The sequence below is a fragment of the Bacillus cereus group sp. Bc010 genome, assembly GCF_027716745.1.
GTDB classification, from domain to species: Bacteria; Bacillota; Bacilli; order Bacillales; family Bacillaceae_G; genus Bacillus_A; species Bacillus_A pacificus.
This window is the reverse complement of record NZ_JAQFUY010000056.1, coordinates 1-15725: the sequence shown is the minus strand read 5'-3', so window position 1 is coordinate 15725 and position 15725 is coordinate 1. Positions and strand designations below refer to the sequence as shown.

Here is a 15725-nt window from a genome sequence, read left to right as displayed (position 1 = left end):
GGCGTCACATCCACATTTTATAGTATATGTATCGAAGTTGTTCCTCCCTAATTTATAAGACATTCCCCAGTGTCTTGAACAACTTCCATCCCTAATTAAATTGACATAAATTGTCCCCTTCCCTAGACCATCCTGTGTGATGGTCTATTTTGTTTTCTAAATAGTTTATTTAGCTTTTTCTGCTTACTTTCGTAAAAGCAATCTATATTTAAATAGATACTTTTCATGCAAAATATTCAGAAAATATTGTCAAAATAGGTAGTTTTTCGGTACAATTAATGTAGAAAGTAATTTCACAAAAATAAGGAGGGGGTTTTATTGAAACAAACAAAAGCAATCTTAATTGCATTATTTCTCGGTTTAGTTGTCGGACTCACTTTAAATTTAGCTGCACCATCCATTTTTGAACCATTAAATCAATATGTGTTCAATCCACTTGGTCAATTGTTTATTCGCCTCATTAAAATGCTAGTTGTCCCTGTTGTATTCATTTCTATCGTACTTGGAGCTGCTGGTCTTGGGGACCCGAAGCAACTTGGAAGAATCGGTTTAAAATCAATTTCATTCTTTCTTGTAACTACAGCCGTTGCCATCTCTATTGCAGTTACATTTGCACTGATTATACAACCAGGATCTGGTGGTAATTTTAAAACCGAAGGGCTTAAATATGAAGGTGCAAAAACCGAAACATCTTTCGTCGATACATTGCTAAATATCGTACCAGATAACCCAGCAAAAGCGATGGCTGATGGAAACATGTTACAAATTATTGCCTTTGCCGTATTAATTGGACTTGGTATAGCTATTTTAGGAAAACGTGTCCAAAGTATTCATTCATTACTTGAACAGGGCAACGAATTAATGATGTATCTCGTTAATCTCGTTATGAAATTAGCTCCAATCGGAACATTTGGGTTGCTTGCTTCATCCGTCGGTAAAATGGGTCTTGCAGGCGTCGCTGCGATGTTCAAGTATATGATTGTCGTTATGCTAGTACTTATTATTCACGGTGTCTTCGTATATGGTGGCTTATTAAAAGTATTAGCAAAAGAAAGCATTCTCCGTTTCTTTAAACATTTCGGACCAGTAATGGCGATTGGATTTAGTACATCTAGCTCTAATGCATCTCTTCCATTTGCAATGAAAACCGCACAAGAGAAGCTTGGTGTTCCAAAAGCAATCAGCTCTTTTGTACAACCACTAGGTGCAACAATTAATATGGATGGTACTGCCATTATGCAAGGTGTAGCAACTGTATTTATCGCTCAAGTATACGGCGTTGAACTTACTATTTCCCAACTAGCTGTAGTCGTATTAACTGCTGTACTAGCTAGTATCGGCACTGCTGGTGTACCAGGTGTTGGGCTTGTAATGCTGACGATGGTTTTAAATCAAGTCAATCTACCGGTAGAAGGTATTGCCTTAATTATCGGTATTGACCGCATTCTAGATATGTCAAGAACAGCTGTAAATATTTCTGGTGATGCAATTTGCGCAATGATTGTCGCAAAATCAGAAGAAAAATATAATACAGATCAATCTGCCGCATCTTAAATCAAAAAAGGAGTGAAATGATTCACTCCTTTTTTGATTTACTCCCCTTTTTCGAACGATATTCTTTTCCTTTATTATCGTTACCAGTTTCAAATTCTGCACTAAACTCTTGTTGAAATTGCCCTGATTTCGGTGAGCCTTGATTTCCGCTCCCTTTACTACCATTTCGATTTGTCATATTTCTGCCCCTTCCTTTATTAGTAGTATGTTACATATTTTCTTTTTTATAATCTTTTACATACGAAAAAAGACCTTCCTCATATAAGGAAAGTCTTCTTTTTCGGAGTGTAAGCGTTTTCTTACTTATAATGACTTAAATAAGTTTTTTAGAAATAGATATCATTATATTCATTTCTTCTTCTGAGAGCGTAGAAAATCTTTCTTGCAAATATTGTTTTTTTGCACCTTCCATTTTTGCAACTAAATCTTTTCCTTGTTCAGTAATCTCCAAATATACAACTCGGCGATCTGACGTAGAACGTGAACGAGTTACAAAACCTTTATTAATTAATTTTTCTGTAACAGCTGTAATATGACTATTCGACACATTTAACTCATTCGCCACACGTGATACCATTTCTTTATTCGTACGATTCAATATTCTAAGAACGATGAACTCATTCCACGGTATGTAACCACCAAATATTTTTCCAATATCATTACGCAACGTGCGGAACATAGCAAAAACATTTGTCGATAGTTCTTCCATTAATTGCTCTCGATTTTGAGACAACTTTGACAGCCCCTTTTATTTCATTTGATTAAATAAAAACCTTATTAATAATTTTACATGAAATCTTACTTTTTGTCACCTTATTTTCCCATAATTCGTAGTTTTTTAATAGATATTTCATGATAAAATGAAGTTGAATTTCCAAAAAAAAGAGTTGGAATAGTGGGTGAAGAAGACAAATTTTCGAATTTCAATCTAAAAGATAAAACTTTGATTATTGGTTTTGTTATTCTGTTCCTCATTGTAATTTTTGCATTTATATTTTTTGTATATGTAGGAATCTTTCATATTACTGGTGTAGAGTATAGGTCGCGCACTGCCTTACTTCTATTTTTTTTATTAATTACTTTCTTAGACGGTATTATATTTTTCATCTTCAGTTTCTTCAAGGCACTGCTATATCCACTGACACAAAACATGCCAAATTGGCTTTCTATTACTCTTTTCGCAATCATTGAAATTACGCTAGATTGGTTCGTCATTCATACCGCTGACGATTGGATAGAGAGCGTGCAACTATCCAACATAGCTGAATTATGTGTCGTACTATTCTTTTTCCTATTAAGTAAATTATTAAGTGACAAGAAAGAGTAAGAATACAAGCTTTTCTATATAAAAATTGGTACAATGAAAACAAATCATACGAAAGAGGTGTTACTTATGAACTTACTACAATGGGCTGATAAAGGTATGTCCTTTGATACATATGTGAATGAAATGAAAGTAAATCAATACGAGCTACTGCACATTTACAATAACTTTTTAATTCCAAATGAATTACTTCCTGTATTAGAAGAACGTCAAAATGATGGCTGGCGTGTTATCGTATTAACAGCTGATTGGTGTGGCGATGCTCTTTTATGCGTGCCTGTTATGAAACGAATTTCTGAAGTTGCAAATATTGATATGTCATTATTAATTCGCGATGAAAACTTAGAATTAATGGATCAATATTTAACAAACGGAACAGCACGTGCGATTCCAATCTTTATTTTCATTGATAAAGATGGAAACGAACAAGCCGTTTGGGGACCACGTGCTCCAAAAGTACAAGAGTTAGTAACTTCAATGCGCGCTACATTGCCTGAAAAAGAAGATCCAACATTCGAAGAGAAACAAAAAGAAATGTACGCTAATTTCCGTGCCACATTAGCTGATGACACTTCTCTTTGGGAACATGTAATGGAAAGCATGATGGAAAAAGTAGTAAAATAAAAAAACTGCCGAACTCGGCAGTTTTTTTATTACATAATGAAGAAATAGAATACCGCAGCTAAAATGAAACGGTAGTAAGCAAACGGTGTTAATTTTACACGAGATAATAATTTTAAGAATGAAACAATTGCAAGCATTGCAACAACGAACGCCGTAATAAACCCTGTTGCAAATAGCGGTATATCAGCCGCACTTAATATATCCCAGCTTTTAATTAAATCTAAGCCACTTGCAGCTACCATCATTGGTACTGCTAAAATGAATGTATATTCAGCTGCCGCTGTATGTGACACGCGAGCTAATAAACCACCACTTATTGTAGAACCAGAACGAGAAAATCCTGGCCAAAGCGCTAAACATTGGAACATTCCGATTGTAAATGCTTGCTTATATGTGATTTCATCTAATGTTCTTGCTGTACTTGGTTTTGAAAACTTCTCAGCAACAATCATTAAAATACCACCAGCCACTAAGCTAATGACAACTGGGCCTGGCCCAAATAAAACTTCTTTAATCGCACTATGGAACAATACGCCAAGTACGCCGGCAGGAATCATTCCGATAATAATATGTAATAAATTTAACGATGGTCCGTCTGTTACTTTCCCTATACCTACTAAAGACCATAGACGCTTCCAAAATATAACTACAACTGCTAAAATCGATCCCAATTGAATAACAACTTCGAAAACTTTCGCTCTCTCATCGTCAAATCCAAGTAAATGACCTGTTAAAATCATATGCCCTGTTGATGAAACTGGTAAAAACTCTGTTAAACCTTCAACAGCACCCATGATTATTCCAATTAACCAATCAGCCACGAGTAGTGCCTCCTTAATAACTAATAATATGTAATTTTTTCATACCTTACCATAATACCTTATCCCCTTTCAAAGTGCATCCTTTTTTATAGTCAAACCGTAGTTTTAATAAGCTTATTCCTTTTCTATTTTTTGATTAAATTGTATGATAGTAAGAGTTTTCTTTTTTACGTAGAAAGGGGATTTTATGAAAGAAACTAGTACATTCTCACAAAAATTAAAGCAATTTGTATTACTATTTTTCCCGATTTTTGTTACGCAAATGTCATTATTTGCAATGAGCTTTTTTGATACAACAATGTCAGGACATGCAAGCCCTATTGATTTAGCCGGGGTTGCTATCGGAACGAGTATATGGATTCCAGTTAGTACGGGATTAACAGGTATTTTGATGGCTACAACTCCATTTGTTGCGCAACTCGTTGGATCCAAGAAAAAAGAAGATGTTCCCCAAGTCGTCATACAAGCAGTCTATTTAGCAATTTGCGCTAGCTTCGTCGTTATGCTTATTGGATTTTTCGCTGTTACACCCATTTTAAATGGCATGCGATTAGAAGAACCGGTAGAACGTATTGCAGCACAATTTTTAAGTATTATCGCAATCGGAATTATTCCTTTATTTACTTACACTGTTTTACGTGGATTTATTGATGCATTAGGAAAAACTCGCACAACGATGATTATTACGTTACTATCATTACCTATTAACGTAATATTAAATTATGTATTAATTTTTGGGCATTTCGGTTTTCCAAAACTAGGTGGTGTCGGAGCAGCAATTGCTTCTACAGCAACCTATTGGTGCATTTTAATTATTACCGTTATGATTATTCGTACGAAAGAGCCTTTTGCATCTTTCCATATTTTTAAACAGTTATATCGCCCTTCTCTTTCTAGTTGGAAAGAGTTCTTAAAACTTGGCGTCCCTATCGGATTTGCTATCTTTTTTGAAACGAGTATTTTCGCTGCAGTAACACTTATGATGAGTAATTTTAGTACGACAACAATCGCAGCTCATCAAGCAGCTATGAACTTCGCTTCCTTGCTATATATGACGCCTTTAAGTTTAGCAATGGCAATGACTATCGCTGTTGGATTCGAAGTTGGAGCGAAACGATATAATAACGCAAAACAATATGGGTTTATTGGGATTGGCTTAGCACTTGCATTCGCCCTATTATATTCCATTCTTCTTTACTTCTTTGATGATGAAATTGCTTCTATTTATACGACAGATATACAAGTTCATCATTTAGCAAAAGAATTTCTTATATTTGCGATTTTATTTCAAATTTCAGATGCAATTGCAACTCCTGTACAAGGGGCACTACGTGGTTATAAAGACGTAAACGTTTCCTTAATTATGACATTAATCGCTTATTGGGTAATCGGTCTCCCTCTCGGTTACATATTAGCAACGTATACGGACTGGGCAGCAAAAGGATATTGGATTGGTCTTATTATCGGTTTAGCATTTGGCGCCACCTTCCTTCTTATCCGTCTCTTTCAAGTTCAAAGAAAATATACAATAGAAAACCGCCGCTCACGATAGAGGGCGGTTTTCTTTATGCATATTTTTTCTTTAAACGTATAACATAATGAAAAAGAAAGGTGGATACATATGGACGAAAAAGAAAAAAAGCAATCATTCGACGAAGAATTCGCCCCTGAAATTTCACCTGGATATCGGCAAGATGTACATAAGCCACCTAAATATAAAAACACTTCGTTTTTAATGGGTATTACCATTTTTGCTGCTGTATTACTCGTGCTTATCATTTTCGTTTATTTTTGATGAAAGGTGGTTTATTATATGAAGAAACAAAATTCCAATCGTTCAAAAAGAATTGTGAAAACAGAAAAAGGGTATGCAGGTGATTCGGTTCTTACTCAGAAACAAGTCGAGCAAGGAAATTTATATATTGCTCAAAAAGAAATTGGTCAACAAAATGAAAACCTTTAGAATCCCTCGAAGAACTGGGGGATTTTTTTATACCGCTATTTATGGTACTGGTTCATATTTCTCTTTATTGTACGTACTGTTTTTGTTCTAACACTTTAAATATATGATTAACCTTTACAATTTTCATTTCATAATTCAATTTCATTTCGCTTCTCTTACCATTTTCAGTACCCGCCACGTACGCTACAGTTTGATAGAGAAAACTTTCATCCGTCACTTCACGTATCTCCTCGTTTGTAAATTTATACTCTAAATCCTGAAAACGATTTGGATAATAATTTTTTATTAATTGCTCATACCCTCTATTTACAAATATTTCTTCACCTTTTCGTTTCACATGTTCTTTATTATGAAATTCAAAAACTGATAGTTGTTCTGCCGCAAAATGTTCTCCTACCTTTTTCATTTCATTATGAGTTAAAACTTCTATGCTTTTGTTCTTTAATTCCTTATTTAATCCGTACTGATCAATCGGTTTATAGCTAGCAAAAACTTCTTCTTTATATGACCAAAACAGTCCAAAAACGATACATAGAGAAATGATTACTATTCTTTTCTTCGTAATTCTCCCGCCCTTCTTCATAATGATAGTTATATTTTAACGTATAGAAAGAAAATTCTGATATCATGAAGTGGAATAACTTAACTTAGAAACGAGGAACAATTATGGACTCTTACAAACAATATATTAAAGAAGCTCTACCTAATCTTTCTATACATTCCTATAAACAAAATGAGGAAGGATGGGATAATGTAGCGATTATAGTAAATGATGAGCTACTGTTTCGTTTCCCGCGAAAACAGGAATATGCAATGCGAATTCCATTAGAAAAAGAACTATGCACACTTCTCTCTTGTTCACTACATGAAATTGAAGTTCCAAAGTAACACCTATTCTATGAAAAGAATACTGATGCTATTCCGCTTTGTAGCTACTATACTCTCATTCATGGTGAACCTTTAAAAACAGAAATAGTTACTACACTAGAAAAACAAGAACGAAAAGCACTTATTACACAATTAGCAACTTTCCTTGCTGCTCTACATAGTATTCCTTTAAAAAGTGTTACAGCGTTAGGATTCCCTATTGAAAAAACACTTACCTACTGGAAAGAGCTACAAGCTAAATTAAATGAGTATGTTACTAACAGTCTAACTTCGTTCCAGAAATCAACCTTAAACCGTTTATTCGAGAATTTCTTTGCCTGTCTAGCTGCATCTAAATTTCAAAATACAATCATTCACGCCGACTTTACACATCATCACATTTTATTTGATAAACAAAATAAAACCATTTCAGGGGTTATCGATTTTGGTGATGCTCAAATTGGAGATCCTGCCTTTGATTTTGCTGGGCTATATTATGATTTCGGACATGAATTTACTACATCAGTATATGAACAATACAGTACACTTACTTCACACCATGATCCATTACTCATTCACCGCATCACAAGTTTTTATCAATACAGTCCTTTACTACATAATATGATTTATAACTTTGAAACAAAGAATGAACTTGAATTTCTAGCAAGTATAGAACAACTGAAAGTAATACTGCAGGGATGAGATTACATTCTCTCCCTATATTCCCTCTCCTCATACATCATTAACTTTTTATCCATTTCAACAATGACTTTATATAGTTGAAATGCTTGTAAAATTTGCAGTTGAATCCCAAAAGGAGCATTCTGTTCTTTTAACCATTGAAATACTTGCGTTTCATCTTTCATTGATTATTCCTCCCTTTATTAAAATCTGCTACAAATATACGGTACATGATGAAAAGCTTTTCATGTCAATAACAAAAAAGAATGCAACATTGCATTCTTTAATGTACGATATTTTTCTTCTGTTTCGCTTCTTTCTTTACTTCTTCCCCTTGGCATTCACTACGAAATGTACAACTTATACACTCAGAACGAAAATGACGCTCTGTATAATGCTCAGGTTGCTGTAACATTTCTTTCATTCTAGATAAATGAGCCATTCCAGTTATAATATCTTCCTGTTTCGGAATGTAGTCATACTTAGTTCCTTCTATTAAATTAATAACTTCAATTTTCCCTGGAAGAATGCCGAAAGCTTTATAACTGAATACTGTCATTAACTTTTGACAAAGAGCAAGCATTTCCTCATCCGCATCGACAACATACTTTTTAATTACAAACGACTCAGTACTCCACTCACCAACTTCTAATGTCAATGACATGTGGACACCTAACTCTTCCATATATGTTTGAAATTTTTCATATAAAAATAACGGCGGTGTCTGACTATCATCTCTTTCAACAAACTGTAATAAGTGATCCGTTAGCTTCGCTAACACAATGTAATACTCCATCTTCGAAGCAAACATATTAATCCTTACTTTTTTCCAATACTTTTCTATTAATATTAAAAGTACAATTTTCGTTTGTTGGCCTGCCGGTAGTGTGTAATATTCGTTAATAATTCGATTCACAATCATTTGTGCGATTTGTTGCCATTCAAACGAAGAAGGTTCTCTTCTTTTTATATGACGAAAATAAAATTTATGCGGACAACGCATAAAATCATACAAATGATAATCTGTCATCGTTTTAATTGCGATTTTCTCATGCACTTGCTCTTCATCTCCCTTCTGCCATTAAGAAAGGTGTTTTACAAATTCAGCTCCAAACTGTAAACATTTCTCTACATCTTCATCTTCTGGCGTTAATTCTACTTTTAATCCTTCTAACACAACTTCTGCCCCGCGTTCTTTTAGCTTTTCTATTAAAATGTCAACTGCCACGCCATATTTTGGATAAGCCGAATCACATGATCCGAATACTGCCGCTTTTTTCCCAGTTAAATCAATAGAATCCATTGCGTCATAAAAATCTAAGAAATCATCAGGAAGGTCACCATCTCCCCAAGTGTATGCACCTAAAATAATTCCATCATACTGTTCTAACATAGAAGCTTCTGGTGAATCCATAATATCAATCACTTCAATTTCATTTTCAGTTTCACGAATCACGCCGGCAATATGATCAGCCATTTCCTCTGTATTTCCACTCATACTTGCAAAAATCATTACTAACTTACTCAACTGAACCTCTCCCTTTACTTTGTATCTCTTGTTCTGTTTGAATGCTCTTCTTCTCATCTACATATTCAGAACGAATTACATTTCGTTGCCATTCCATATGCTGATCAACTTCTTTATTTTTATCTTTTAATCCCCTCCGTAGAAGGTGAAATTTTTTTCTCATTAACATGTCGCATCCATCCTATTGATAATAATTATCAATTTCAACTACTTTTAGATTAATTGACATTGATTATCACTGTCAACAACTTTTTTAAAAAAATGATTAAAATGTACAAGCTTGTCCGTTAGCTATTCATATACTATAAATGAGCATAGTTCTTTCTCAGCCCTCTCTGACGGAAAGAAATAAAAGCAACTGCGATAGAGCGCAGTTGCTTTTTTTTATCCCACTTTAATGGGCAGTAAAACCCCCACTGATTAAAGTTTCACTTTATACTTTTCTATGATTTCAATAATCTCATTGTTGTCTCTAAAAATAATTCCACCCCATAAATGAGAGCTGATTCATCTACATCAAATTTTGGATGATGATGCGGGTAGCAAGTATCTATCTTTTTATTACCAGTCCCTAATTTAATAAAACAACCAGGTGCTTTTCTTAAATATGCCGAAAAATCTTCTCCTCCCATAGAAGGTTCAAGCTTCACAACACGCTCATTTCCAAACAAATATAGTGCACTTTCTTCTACTACTTTCGTAATATATTCATCATTAATAACCGGATCATATCCATATCGATACGAATATGTATACGCCCCTCCATGTGCTTCTGTAATTCCTTTCACGATTTTCTCAATTTTCTCTTCGGCTTCTATCCTTAATGCTTGATTAAATGAACGAACAGTTCCCATTAAAGTTGCTGCACTAGGAATAATATTATCAGCCATCCCCCCATGAAACTGCGTAACCGAAACGACTCTTTGCATAAAAGCACTTGTATTTCTTGATACAATATGTTGTAAATTTGTAATAATCTGTGCTCCGATAGCAATAGGATCTATCGTTTCTTCTGGCCTCGCCGCGTGCCCTCCTTTCCCTTGAATTTCAACTGTAAATACGTCTGGTGCAGCCATCATCGGCCCATACGCAATGCCTATCTTCCCGCTCTCAAGTCCTGACATAACATGTAAACCTATTACATAATCAACACCATCCATTACGCCTGCTTCAACCATTTCTTGTCCCCCGCCGGGATACACCTCTTCTGCATGCTGAAAGAATAGACGAATCTCACCTACAAAATTTTCCTTTATATTTGATAGTACTTCTGCTGTACCCAACAAAATAGCCGCGTGAGCATCATGCCCACATGCATGCATTACACCTTTATTCACAGACGTATAAGATTTACTTGTCTCCTCTTGAATTGGCAACGCATCTATATCAGCTCGAATCGCAATCACTTTCCCTTGTTCGGTTCCTCTTTTAATTGCTAGTACACTATACTTCGTCGGTCTCGTTACTTCAAAAGAAGAAAATGAGCATACTGTATCATATATAAATTGCGAAGTTTCTTTTTCATGAAACGATAATTCTGGATACTTATGGAAATACCTTCTCCATTTCACGATATTTTCTTCCGAAATTAGATTCTTCCACACTCTATCCATGATAATTTCCTCCTTTTTAAAAGGGCTAAAAATGTAAAAGTTTACTTCGTCTCGAATGACTCATAAGCACAAATACTATATTTTACGTATTCTTCTAGTCCACTTTTATGTATTCACACAATCCACTTCCTATTTACATATCAAATCCATTACAAATTGATGCTGAATGTAATATAATTGCTAAGTTAGGGATTTTCTTTTTTAGTATTTAGTGCTAATATCAGAAAAGAGCCTTTTGACTTATTTTTACCTAAAATGTGGAATTTTGTTTTTTTCACAATAATGTAGGACATGATACCTACAAAGAGCTATTATTTCATTAAGAGAGGGAAAGACATGGAAAGATTAAAAGAGATATGGTCTCGACCACTCACACAATGGGTTGCAAAGACGGTTTATTACCTTGCAATTTTATTTGCATTACTTTGGTTGTATGGATTCCATGATACAAACACAAGTACATTTATTTACAATGAATTCTAGGGTGGGAACGTTATGAAGTTATTAGAACAAATTGAAAAGTGGGCTATTGAAACGCCTGATCAAACTGCTTTTGTTTGGCGAGATGCGAAAATTACGTACAAACAATTAAAGGAAGATTCTGATGCGTTAGCACATTGGATTTCTTCTGAGTATCCAGATGATCGTTCACCAATTATGGTGTATGGCCATATGCAACCTGAAATGATTATTAACTTTTTAGGATGTGTAAAAGCTGGACATGCTTATATTCCTGTAGATTTATCTATCCCAGCTGATCGTGTACAACGGATCGCTGAAAATTCTGGTGCGAAACTACTTTTATCAGGAACTGAAGTAACTGTAACTGATTTACCAGTTCGCATTGTAAGTGAGGACAACTTAAAAGATATTTTCTTTACTCATAAAGGGAACACTCCAAATCCTGAACATGCGGTAAAAGGTGATGAGAACTTCTACATTATTTACACATCAGGAAGCACAGGTAATCCGAAAGGGGTTCAGATTACTTATAACTGCCTTGTAAGTTTTACAAAATGGGCTGTAGAAGATTTCAACTTACAAACGGGGCAAGTATTCTTAAACCAAGCACCTTTCTCATTCGATTTATCTGTCATGGATATTTACCCATCATTAGTAACAGGTGGTACACTTTGGGCAATCGATAAAGATATGATTGCACGTCCAAAAGACTTGTTTGCTTCTTTAGAGCAATCGGATATACAAGTATGGACTTCCACACCATCTTTCGCAGAAATGTGTTTAATGGAAGCATCTTTCTCTGAGAGTATGCTACCGAACATGAAAACATTCTTATTCTGCGGTGAAGTGTTACCAAATGAAGTAGCTAGAAAATTAATTGAGCGTTTCCCAAAAGCAACAATTATGAATACATACGGTCCAACAGAAGCTACTGTCGCTGTAACAGGTATTCACGTTACAGAAGAAGTGCTTGATCAATACAAATCACTTCCAGTTGGCTACTGTAAATCAGACTGCCGCCTTCTTATTATGAAAGAAGATGGAACGATTGCACCTGATGGTGAAAAAGGTGAAATCGTAATTGTCGGTCCAAGCGTAAGCGTTGGATATTTAGGAAGCCCTGAATTAACAGAAAAAGCATTTACTATGATTGACGGTGAGCGCGCCTATAAAACAGGCGATGCTGGCTATGTTGAAAATGGTCTTCTATTCTATAATGGTCGTCTTGATTTCCAAATTAAGCTGCATGGTTATCGAATGGAATTAGAAGAAATTGAGCATCACCTTCGTGCGTGTTCTTACGTAGAAGGAGCAGTTATCGTTCCAATTAAAAAAGGTGAGAAATACGATTATTTATTAGCGGTTGTTGTTCCTGGAGAACATTCATTTGAAAAAGAATTCAAATTAACATCTGCAATCAAAAAAGAACTCAATGAGCGATTACCAAACTACATGATTCCACGTAAATTCATGTATCAATCTTCTATTCCAATGACACCAAATGGAAAGGTAGATCGCAAAAAATTATTGAGTGAGGTTACAGCATGACCGCATATGGATCATTTTATTTTTTCGCTATAGTGGGCATTTTATTAATACCTACTATCATAGCTGGATTAAAAGGTAAAATGTTGCGTAAATATAATGCAGTATTAACATTAGTCATGATTGCTATTATCTTCTCAGATAAACCGAAGCAAGCGATTATGTTAGCCGCATTTATTATTTGGCAATATGCCCTAATTAAAGGCTATTTTATTTTAAGAAAACAAAATAATAGTACATTCATGTTTTGTATAGCTGTTATTTTATCGATTTTGCCACTTATTTTGGCGAAAATCGCACCATTTGTACCTGAATTGCATTTTATTGTTTTCGCAGGTATGTCTTATGTAACATTTAGAGCTGTACAAATGGTCTTTGAAGTTCGTGATAATTTAATTAAAGAGCTTTCCTTCTTTAATTTCTGGGAATTCGTTTTATTCTTCCCTGCGATTTCAAGTGGACCTATCGATCGTTATCGTAGATTCCAAAAAGATATCCAAAAGCCACCTAGTGCTGAGGAATATCAAAATTTACTATATACAGGGCTTAATCGTATTTTCCAAGGTTTTCTGTATAAGTTTATAATCGCGCACTTGATAACAACATACCTTGTAAAGGCAGTATTCGCCAATCAAGATACACTTTTATCTAATGTGATTTTTATGTACGCTACTAGCATGCAGTTATTCTTTGACTTTGCAGGTTATAGTGCGTTCGTAATTGGTATCAGTTATATGATGGGAATTAAAACTCCTGAAAACTTTAATAAGCCATTCCTTAGTCGTAATATTAAAGACTTCTGGAACCGCTGGCACATGAGTTTATCATTCTGGTTCCGTGATTTTATTTACATGCGTTTCGTCTTTTTTGCAACGAAGAAAAAGTTAATTAAGAACCGTTACACTATTTCGTATATCGGGGCATTTTTAAACTTCTTCATTATGGGAATTTGGCACATCCAAGGAAGCGCTGTTGCGCAGTATGTTATTTATGGTCTATATCATGCCGCACTGTTTATTTTATTCGATATTTTTGAACGAAAAAACAAGAAGCATAAGTTTTGGCCAAACAATAAATTTACACACGTCCTTGCGATTGTAATTACGTTCCACGTTGTATGTTTCGGTTTCCTCATTTTCTCTGGACACCTTAACAGATACTTTTAATGCACCCTTCTTATACCATTAAGAAGTTGCACATATAATATATTTCGGATATAAAGGAGATTTTAAAAATGGCAGAATTCAAAGAGCAAGTATTAGATATTTTAGAAGAAGTATGTGAAAACGATATTGTAAAAGAAAACTTAGATGTTCAATTATTTGAAGAAGGTATTCTTGATTCTTTCGCTGTAGTATCTTTATTAGTTGAATTCCAAGAGCGTTTAGATATTGAAGTTTCTATTTCTGATTTTGACCGTGACGAGTGGGCTACTCCAAACATGGTTATTAAGAAGTTGGAAGAAATCCGATGAACAAAGCAAAATTTGGTCCGATGCTTTTAGCATTGGCCCTTTTTGCTGTATTCTTACTTATTCCAACGCGCTTCCTACTTCCACTTTTAAGTGATGAAAAAGTAGAACAAGCTGCCACTTCTTTAAAAGAAGAAAAGATTCAAAGTATGATTTTACAGCAAAAGATGTTAGCAGACTCGAAATACCTTCCGATGTATGGTTCATCGGAATTCGCACGTATGGATGCTTACCATCCATCAAATTATTTCAAAGTAAAGCCTGAAGGATTCACACCATTCCTACTTGGACGTGGCGGAACACAAGACCTTGTACATGTATTAAACTTTGCATCTACGATGGATCAATTGAAGGATAAGAAAATGGTATTCGTTCTTTCTCCGCAATGGTTTGTGCCACAAGGTATTGATGAAACACACTTTGCACCTAACTTTTCAAAGCAACAAGGTTACCACTTCATTTTCAACGATGATGTAAAACCTGAAATGAAAAAGCAAATTGCAAAGCGTTTATTAAACTTTGAGATCGTTAAGAAAGAAACTTTACTTAAAATTTCGCTTGAAGGTATCGTTTACGATGATACAAAGCATAAAATAAAAGCACTTGCTGCTAAACCTTTCGCTTATATTTATCGTAACATTTTAGATCGTAAAGATTTATTTACAGCTATGTTTAATATTAAACCGCATAAAGAAAAACTTGACCCGTCATTAAAACAAATGAGCTGGGAAGAGGCTCGTAAACATGCAGATCAAACAGGTGCAGCAGAATCTGGATCTAACAATTACGGTATTGAAGATGGTTACTTCAACAGCAAAATCAAGAAGAAATTAAAGCAACGTGAAGGTTACTTAAAAAATGATGCTTATGATCAATCGCCAGAATATGAAGATTTACAAATTGCACTTGATTTATTAAAACAATCTGGTGCAAAACCACTCTTCATTTCTGTTCCTGTAAAAGGTCCTTGGTACGATTACGCTGGCTTCCCGAAAGAACGCCGAGAATTGTACTATAAGAAAGTTCATGAGCAAATTGAGAAAGCTGGCTATCCAATTGCCGACTTCTCAAATCATGAGTATGATAAATACTTCTTAAAAGATCACATGCACTTAGGTTGGAAAGGCTGGGTTTATATTGATGAAGCCATCCAACAATTTTATAAAGCAAACTAAAGAAAAGACCGCTTGAATTATGAAGTGACCCCCGAAAACGGGACACCAATCAAAACACCTAAACCACTTGTTCCCTAAATTCTTTAGGGGATAGGTG

General features: G+C 34.8%; 20 protein-coding genes and 1 pseudogene. 12 read left to right on the top strand and 9 right to left on the bottom strand.

Annotated elements, in window-relative coordinates:
• Positions 1-318: 318 nt before the first annotated feature.
• Entirely contained in the window at positions 319-1554 is a 1236-nt protein-coding gene (locus PDQ68_RS27395) for a dicarboxylate/amino acid:cation symporter (protein ID WP_061182641.1), read from the top strand.
• Between the two features lie 22 nt (positions 1555-1576).
• Here PDQ68_RS27395 and PDQ68_RS27390 read toward each other — a convergent pair whose 3' ends face one another.
• Together PDQ68_RS27390 and PDQ68_RS27385 are read right to left on the bottom strand one after the other, a co-directional pair.
• Positions 1577-1732 carry a hypothetical protein gene (locus tag PDQ68_RS27390; RefSeq protein ID WP_000184931.1) on the bottom strand — a complete coding sequence of 52 codons (156 nt, stop codon included), beginning with the start codon at positions 1730-1732 and terminating at the stop codon, positions 1577-1579.
• Positions 1733-1867: 135 nt separating this feature from the next.
• Entirely contained in the window at positions 1868-2287 is a 420-nt protein-coding gene (locus PDQ68_RS27385; RefSeq protein ID WP_000081439.1) for a MarR family winged helix-turn-helix transcriptional regulator, read from the bottom strand.
• 162 nt (positions 2288-2449) lie between these two features.
• Between PDQ68_RS27385 and PDQ68_RS27380 the strand changes: the two genes are divergently transcribed.
• Positions 2450-2881 (top strand): regulatory YrvL family protein, encoded by a 432-nt coding sequence (locus tag PDQ68_RS27380; RefSeq protein WP_061182642.1) that lies wholly within the window; start codon positions 2450-2452, stop codon positions 2879-2881.
• A 33-nt stretch (positions 2882-2914) separates the two neighbouring features.
• Complete coding sequence (locus PDQ68_RS27375; RefSeq protein WP_113711337.1) at positions 2915-3502, top strand: thioredoxin family protein; 588 nt, start codon at positions 2915-2917, stop codon at positions 3500-3502.
• Between the two features lie 29 nt (positions 3503-3531).
• Here PDQ68_RS27375 and uppP read toward each other — a convergent pair whose 3' ends face one another.
• Positions 3532-4323, bottom strand: a complete 792-nt coding sequence (uppP, locus tag PDQ68_RS27370; RefSeq protein WP_000796248.1) for a bacitracin resistance undecaprenyl-diphosphatase — start codon at positions 4321-4323, stop codon at positions 3532-3534.
• 187 nt (positions 4324-4510) lie between these two features.
• On the opposite strand from uppP, the gene PDQ68_RS27365 reads away from it, so the two are divergent.
• From PDQ68_RS27365 to PDQ68_RS27355, 3 genes are all read left to right on the top strand, one after another.
• Complete coding sequence (locus tag PDQ68_RS27365) at positions 4511-5875, top strand: MATE family efflux transporter (protein ID WP_061182643.1); 1365 nt, start codon at positions 4511-4513, stop codon at positions 5873-5875.
• A 69-nt stretch (positions 5876-5944) separates the two neighbouring features.
• Complete coding sequence (locus PDQ68_RS27360) at positions 5945-6118, top strand: hypothetical protein (RefSeq protein ID WP_000343559.1); 174 nt, start codon at positions 5945-5947, stop codon at positions 6116-6118.
• Positions 6119-6136: 18 nt separating this feature from the next.
• Entirely contained in the window at positions 6137-6286 is a 150-nt protein-coding gene (locus PDQ68_RS27355; RefSeq protein ID WP_000744619.1) for a hypothetical protein, read from the top strand.
• 64 nt (positions 6287-6350) lie between these two features.
• On the opposite strand, the gene PDQ68_RS27350 is transcribed toward PDQ68_RS27355, so the two are convergent.
• Positions 6351-6869 (bottom strand): hypothetical protein, encoded by a 519-nt coding sequence (locus tag PDQ68_RS27350; protein WP_061182644.1) that lies wholly within the window; start codon positions 6867-6869, stop codon positions 6351-6353.
• Between the two features lie 83 nt (positions 6870-6952).
• On the opposite strand from PDQ68_RS27350, the pseudogene PDQ68_RS27345 reads away from it, so the two are divergent.
• Positions 6953-7855: pseudogene (locus PDQ68_RS27345) on the top strand (aminoglycoside phosphotransferase family protein).
• 2 nt (positions 7856-7857) lie between these two features.
• Here PDQ68_RS27345 and PDQ68_RS27340 read toward each other — a convergent pair.
• The 5 genes from PDQ68_RS27340 to PDQ68_RS27320 all read right to left on the bottom strand — a co-directional run bounded on the left by PDQ68_RS27340 (position 7858) and on the right by PDQ68_RS27320 (position 10975).
• The gene (locus tag PDQ68_RS27340; RefSeq protein WP_049110980.1) at positions 7858-8019 is read right to left on the bottom strand and encodes a hypothetical protein; all 162 of its coding nucleotides are present in this window, start codon (positions 8017-8019) and stop codon (positions 7858-7860) included.
• Between the two features lie 98 nt (positions 8020-8117).
• Positions 8118-8891, bottom strand: a complete 774-nt coding sequence (locus tag PDQ68_RS27335; protein ID WP_061182646.1) for a hypothetical protein — start codon at positions 8889-8891, stop codon at positions 8118-8120.
• A gap of 24 nt (positions 8892-8915) precedes the next feature.
• On the bottom strand, positions 8916-9362 hold the full coding sequence (locus tag PDQ68_RS27330) for a flavodoxin (RefSeq protein WP_000041158.1): 447 nt from the start codon (positions 9360-9362) through the stop codon (positions 8916-8918).
• Positions 9355-9531 (bottom strand): hypothetical protein, encoded by a 177-nt coding sequence (locus tag PDQ68_RS27325; RefSeq protein WP_000929013.1) that lies wholly within the window; start codon positions 9529-9531, stop codon positions 9355-9357. Before PDQ68_RS27325 ends, PDQ68_RS27330 begins: the two co-directional genes overlap by 8 nt.
• Positions 9532-9805: 274 nt before the next feature.
• Positions 9806-10975 (bottom strand): amidohydrolase, encoded by a 1170-nt coding sequence (locus tag PDQ68_RS27320; RefSeq protein WP_000376383.1) that lies wholly within the window; start codon positions 10973-10975, stop codon positions 9806-9808.
• A 336-nt stretch (positions 10976-11311) separates the two neighbouring features.
• Here PDQ68_RS27320 and PDQ68_RS27315 point away from each other — a divergent pair, with 336 nt between their 5' ends.
• From PDQ68_RS27315 to dltD, 5 genes are all read left to right on the top strand, one after another.
• Entirely contained in the window at positions 11312-11458 is a 147-nt protein-coding gene (locus PDQ68_RS27315; RefSeq protein WP_000440293.1) for a teichoic acid D-Ala incorporation-associated protein DltX, read from the top strand.
• Positions 11459-11470: 12 nt separating this feature from the next.
• On the top strand, positions 11471-12985 hold the full coding sequence (gene dltA / locus PDQ68_RS27310; protein ID WP_000770525.1) for a D-alanine--poly(phosphoribitol) ligase subunit DltA: 1515 nt from the start codon (positions 11471-11473) through the stop codon (positions 12983-12985).
• On the top strand, positions 12982-14148 hold the full coding sequence (gene dltB, locus PDQ68_RS27305) for a D-alanyl-lipoteichoic acid biosynthesis protein DltB (RefSeq protein ID WP_061182647.1): 1167 nt from the start codon (positions 12982-12984) through the stop codon (positions 14146-14148). The genes dltA and dltB overlap by 4 nt, the downstream gene beginning before the upstream one ends.
• A 68-nt stretch (positions 14149-14216) precedes the next feature.
• Complete coding sequence (gene dltC, locus PDQ68_RS27300; protein WP_000807310.1) at positions 14217-14456, top strand: D-alanine--poly(phosphoribitol) ligase subunit DltC; 240 nt, start codon at positions 14217-14219, stop codon at positions 14454-14456.
• Complete coding sequence (dltD, locus tag PDQ68_RS27295; protein ID WP_001030280.1) at positions 14453-15628, top strand: D-alanyl-lipoteichoic acid biosynthesis protein DltD; 1176 nt, start codon at positions 14453-14455, stop codon at positions 15626-15628. The genes dltC and dltD overlap by 4 nt, the downstream gene beginning before the upstream one ends.
• Positions 15629-15725: the final 97 nt, after the last annotated feature.

Coding starts and splice junctions, on each gene's coding strand:
- PDQ68_RS27390 (WP_000184931.1), bottom strand. CDS start 1,732: ATGACAAATCGAAATGGTAGTAAAGGGAGCGGAAATCAAGGCTCACCG.
- PDQ68_RS27375 (WP_113711337.1), top strand. CDS start 2,915: ATGAAAACAAATCATACGAAAGAGGTGTTACTTATGAACTTACTACAA.
- PDQ68_RS27365 (WP_061182643.1), top strand. CDS start 4,511: ATGAAAGAAACTAGTACATTCTCACAAAAATTAAAGCAATTTGTATTA.
- PDQ68_RS27360 (WP_000343559.1), top strand. CDS start 5,945: ATGGACGAAAAAGAAAAAAAGCAATCATTCGACGAAGAATTCGCCCCT.
- PDQ68_RS27355 (WP_000744619.1), top strand. CDS start 6,137: ATGAAGAAACAAAATTCCAATCGTTCAAAAAGAATTGTGAAAACAGAA.
- PDQ68_RS27350 (WP_061182644.1), bottom strand. CDS start 6,869: ATGAAGAAGGGCGGGAGAATTACGAAGAAAAGAATAGTAATCATTTCT.
- PDQ68_RS27340 (WP_049110980.1), bottom strand. CDS start 8,019: ATGAAAGATGAAACGCAAGTATTTCAATGGTTAAAAGAACAGAATGCT.
- PDQ68_RS27325 (WP_000929013.1), bottom strand. CDS start 9,531: ATGTTAATGAGAAAAAAATTTCACCTTCTACGGAGGGGATTAAAAGAT.
- PDQ68_RS27320 (WP_000376383.1), bottom strand. CDS start 10,975: ATGGATAGAGTGTGGAAGAATCTAATTTCGGAAGAAAATATCGTGAAA.
- PDQ68_RS27315 (WP_000440293.1), top strand. CDS start 11,312: ATGGAAAGATTAAAAGAGATATGGTCTCGACCACTCACACAATGGGTT.
- dltA (WP_000770525.1), top strand. CDS start 11,471: ATGAAGTTATTAGAACAAATTGAAAAGTGGGCTATTGAAACGCCTGAT.
- dltB (WP_061182647.1), top strand. CDS start 12,982: ATGACCGCATATGGATCATTTTATTTTTTCGCTATAGTGGGCATTTTA.
- dltC (WP_000807310.1), top strand. CDS start 14,217: ATGGCAGAATTCAAAGAGCAAGTATTAGATATTTTAGAAGAAGTATGT.
- dltD (WP_001030280.1), top strand. CDS start 14,453: ATGAACAAAGCAAAATTTGGTCCGATGCTTTTAGCATTGGCCCTTTTT.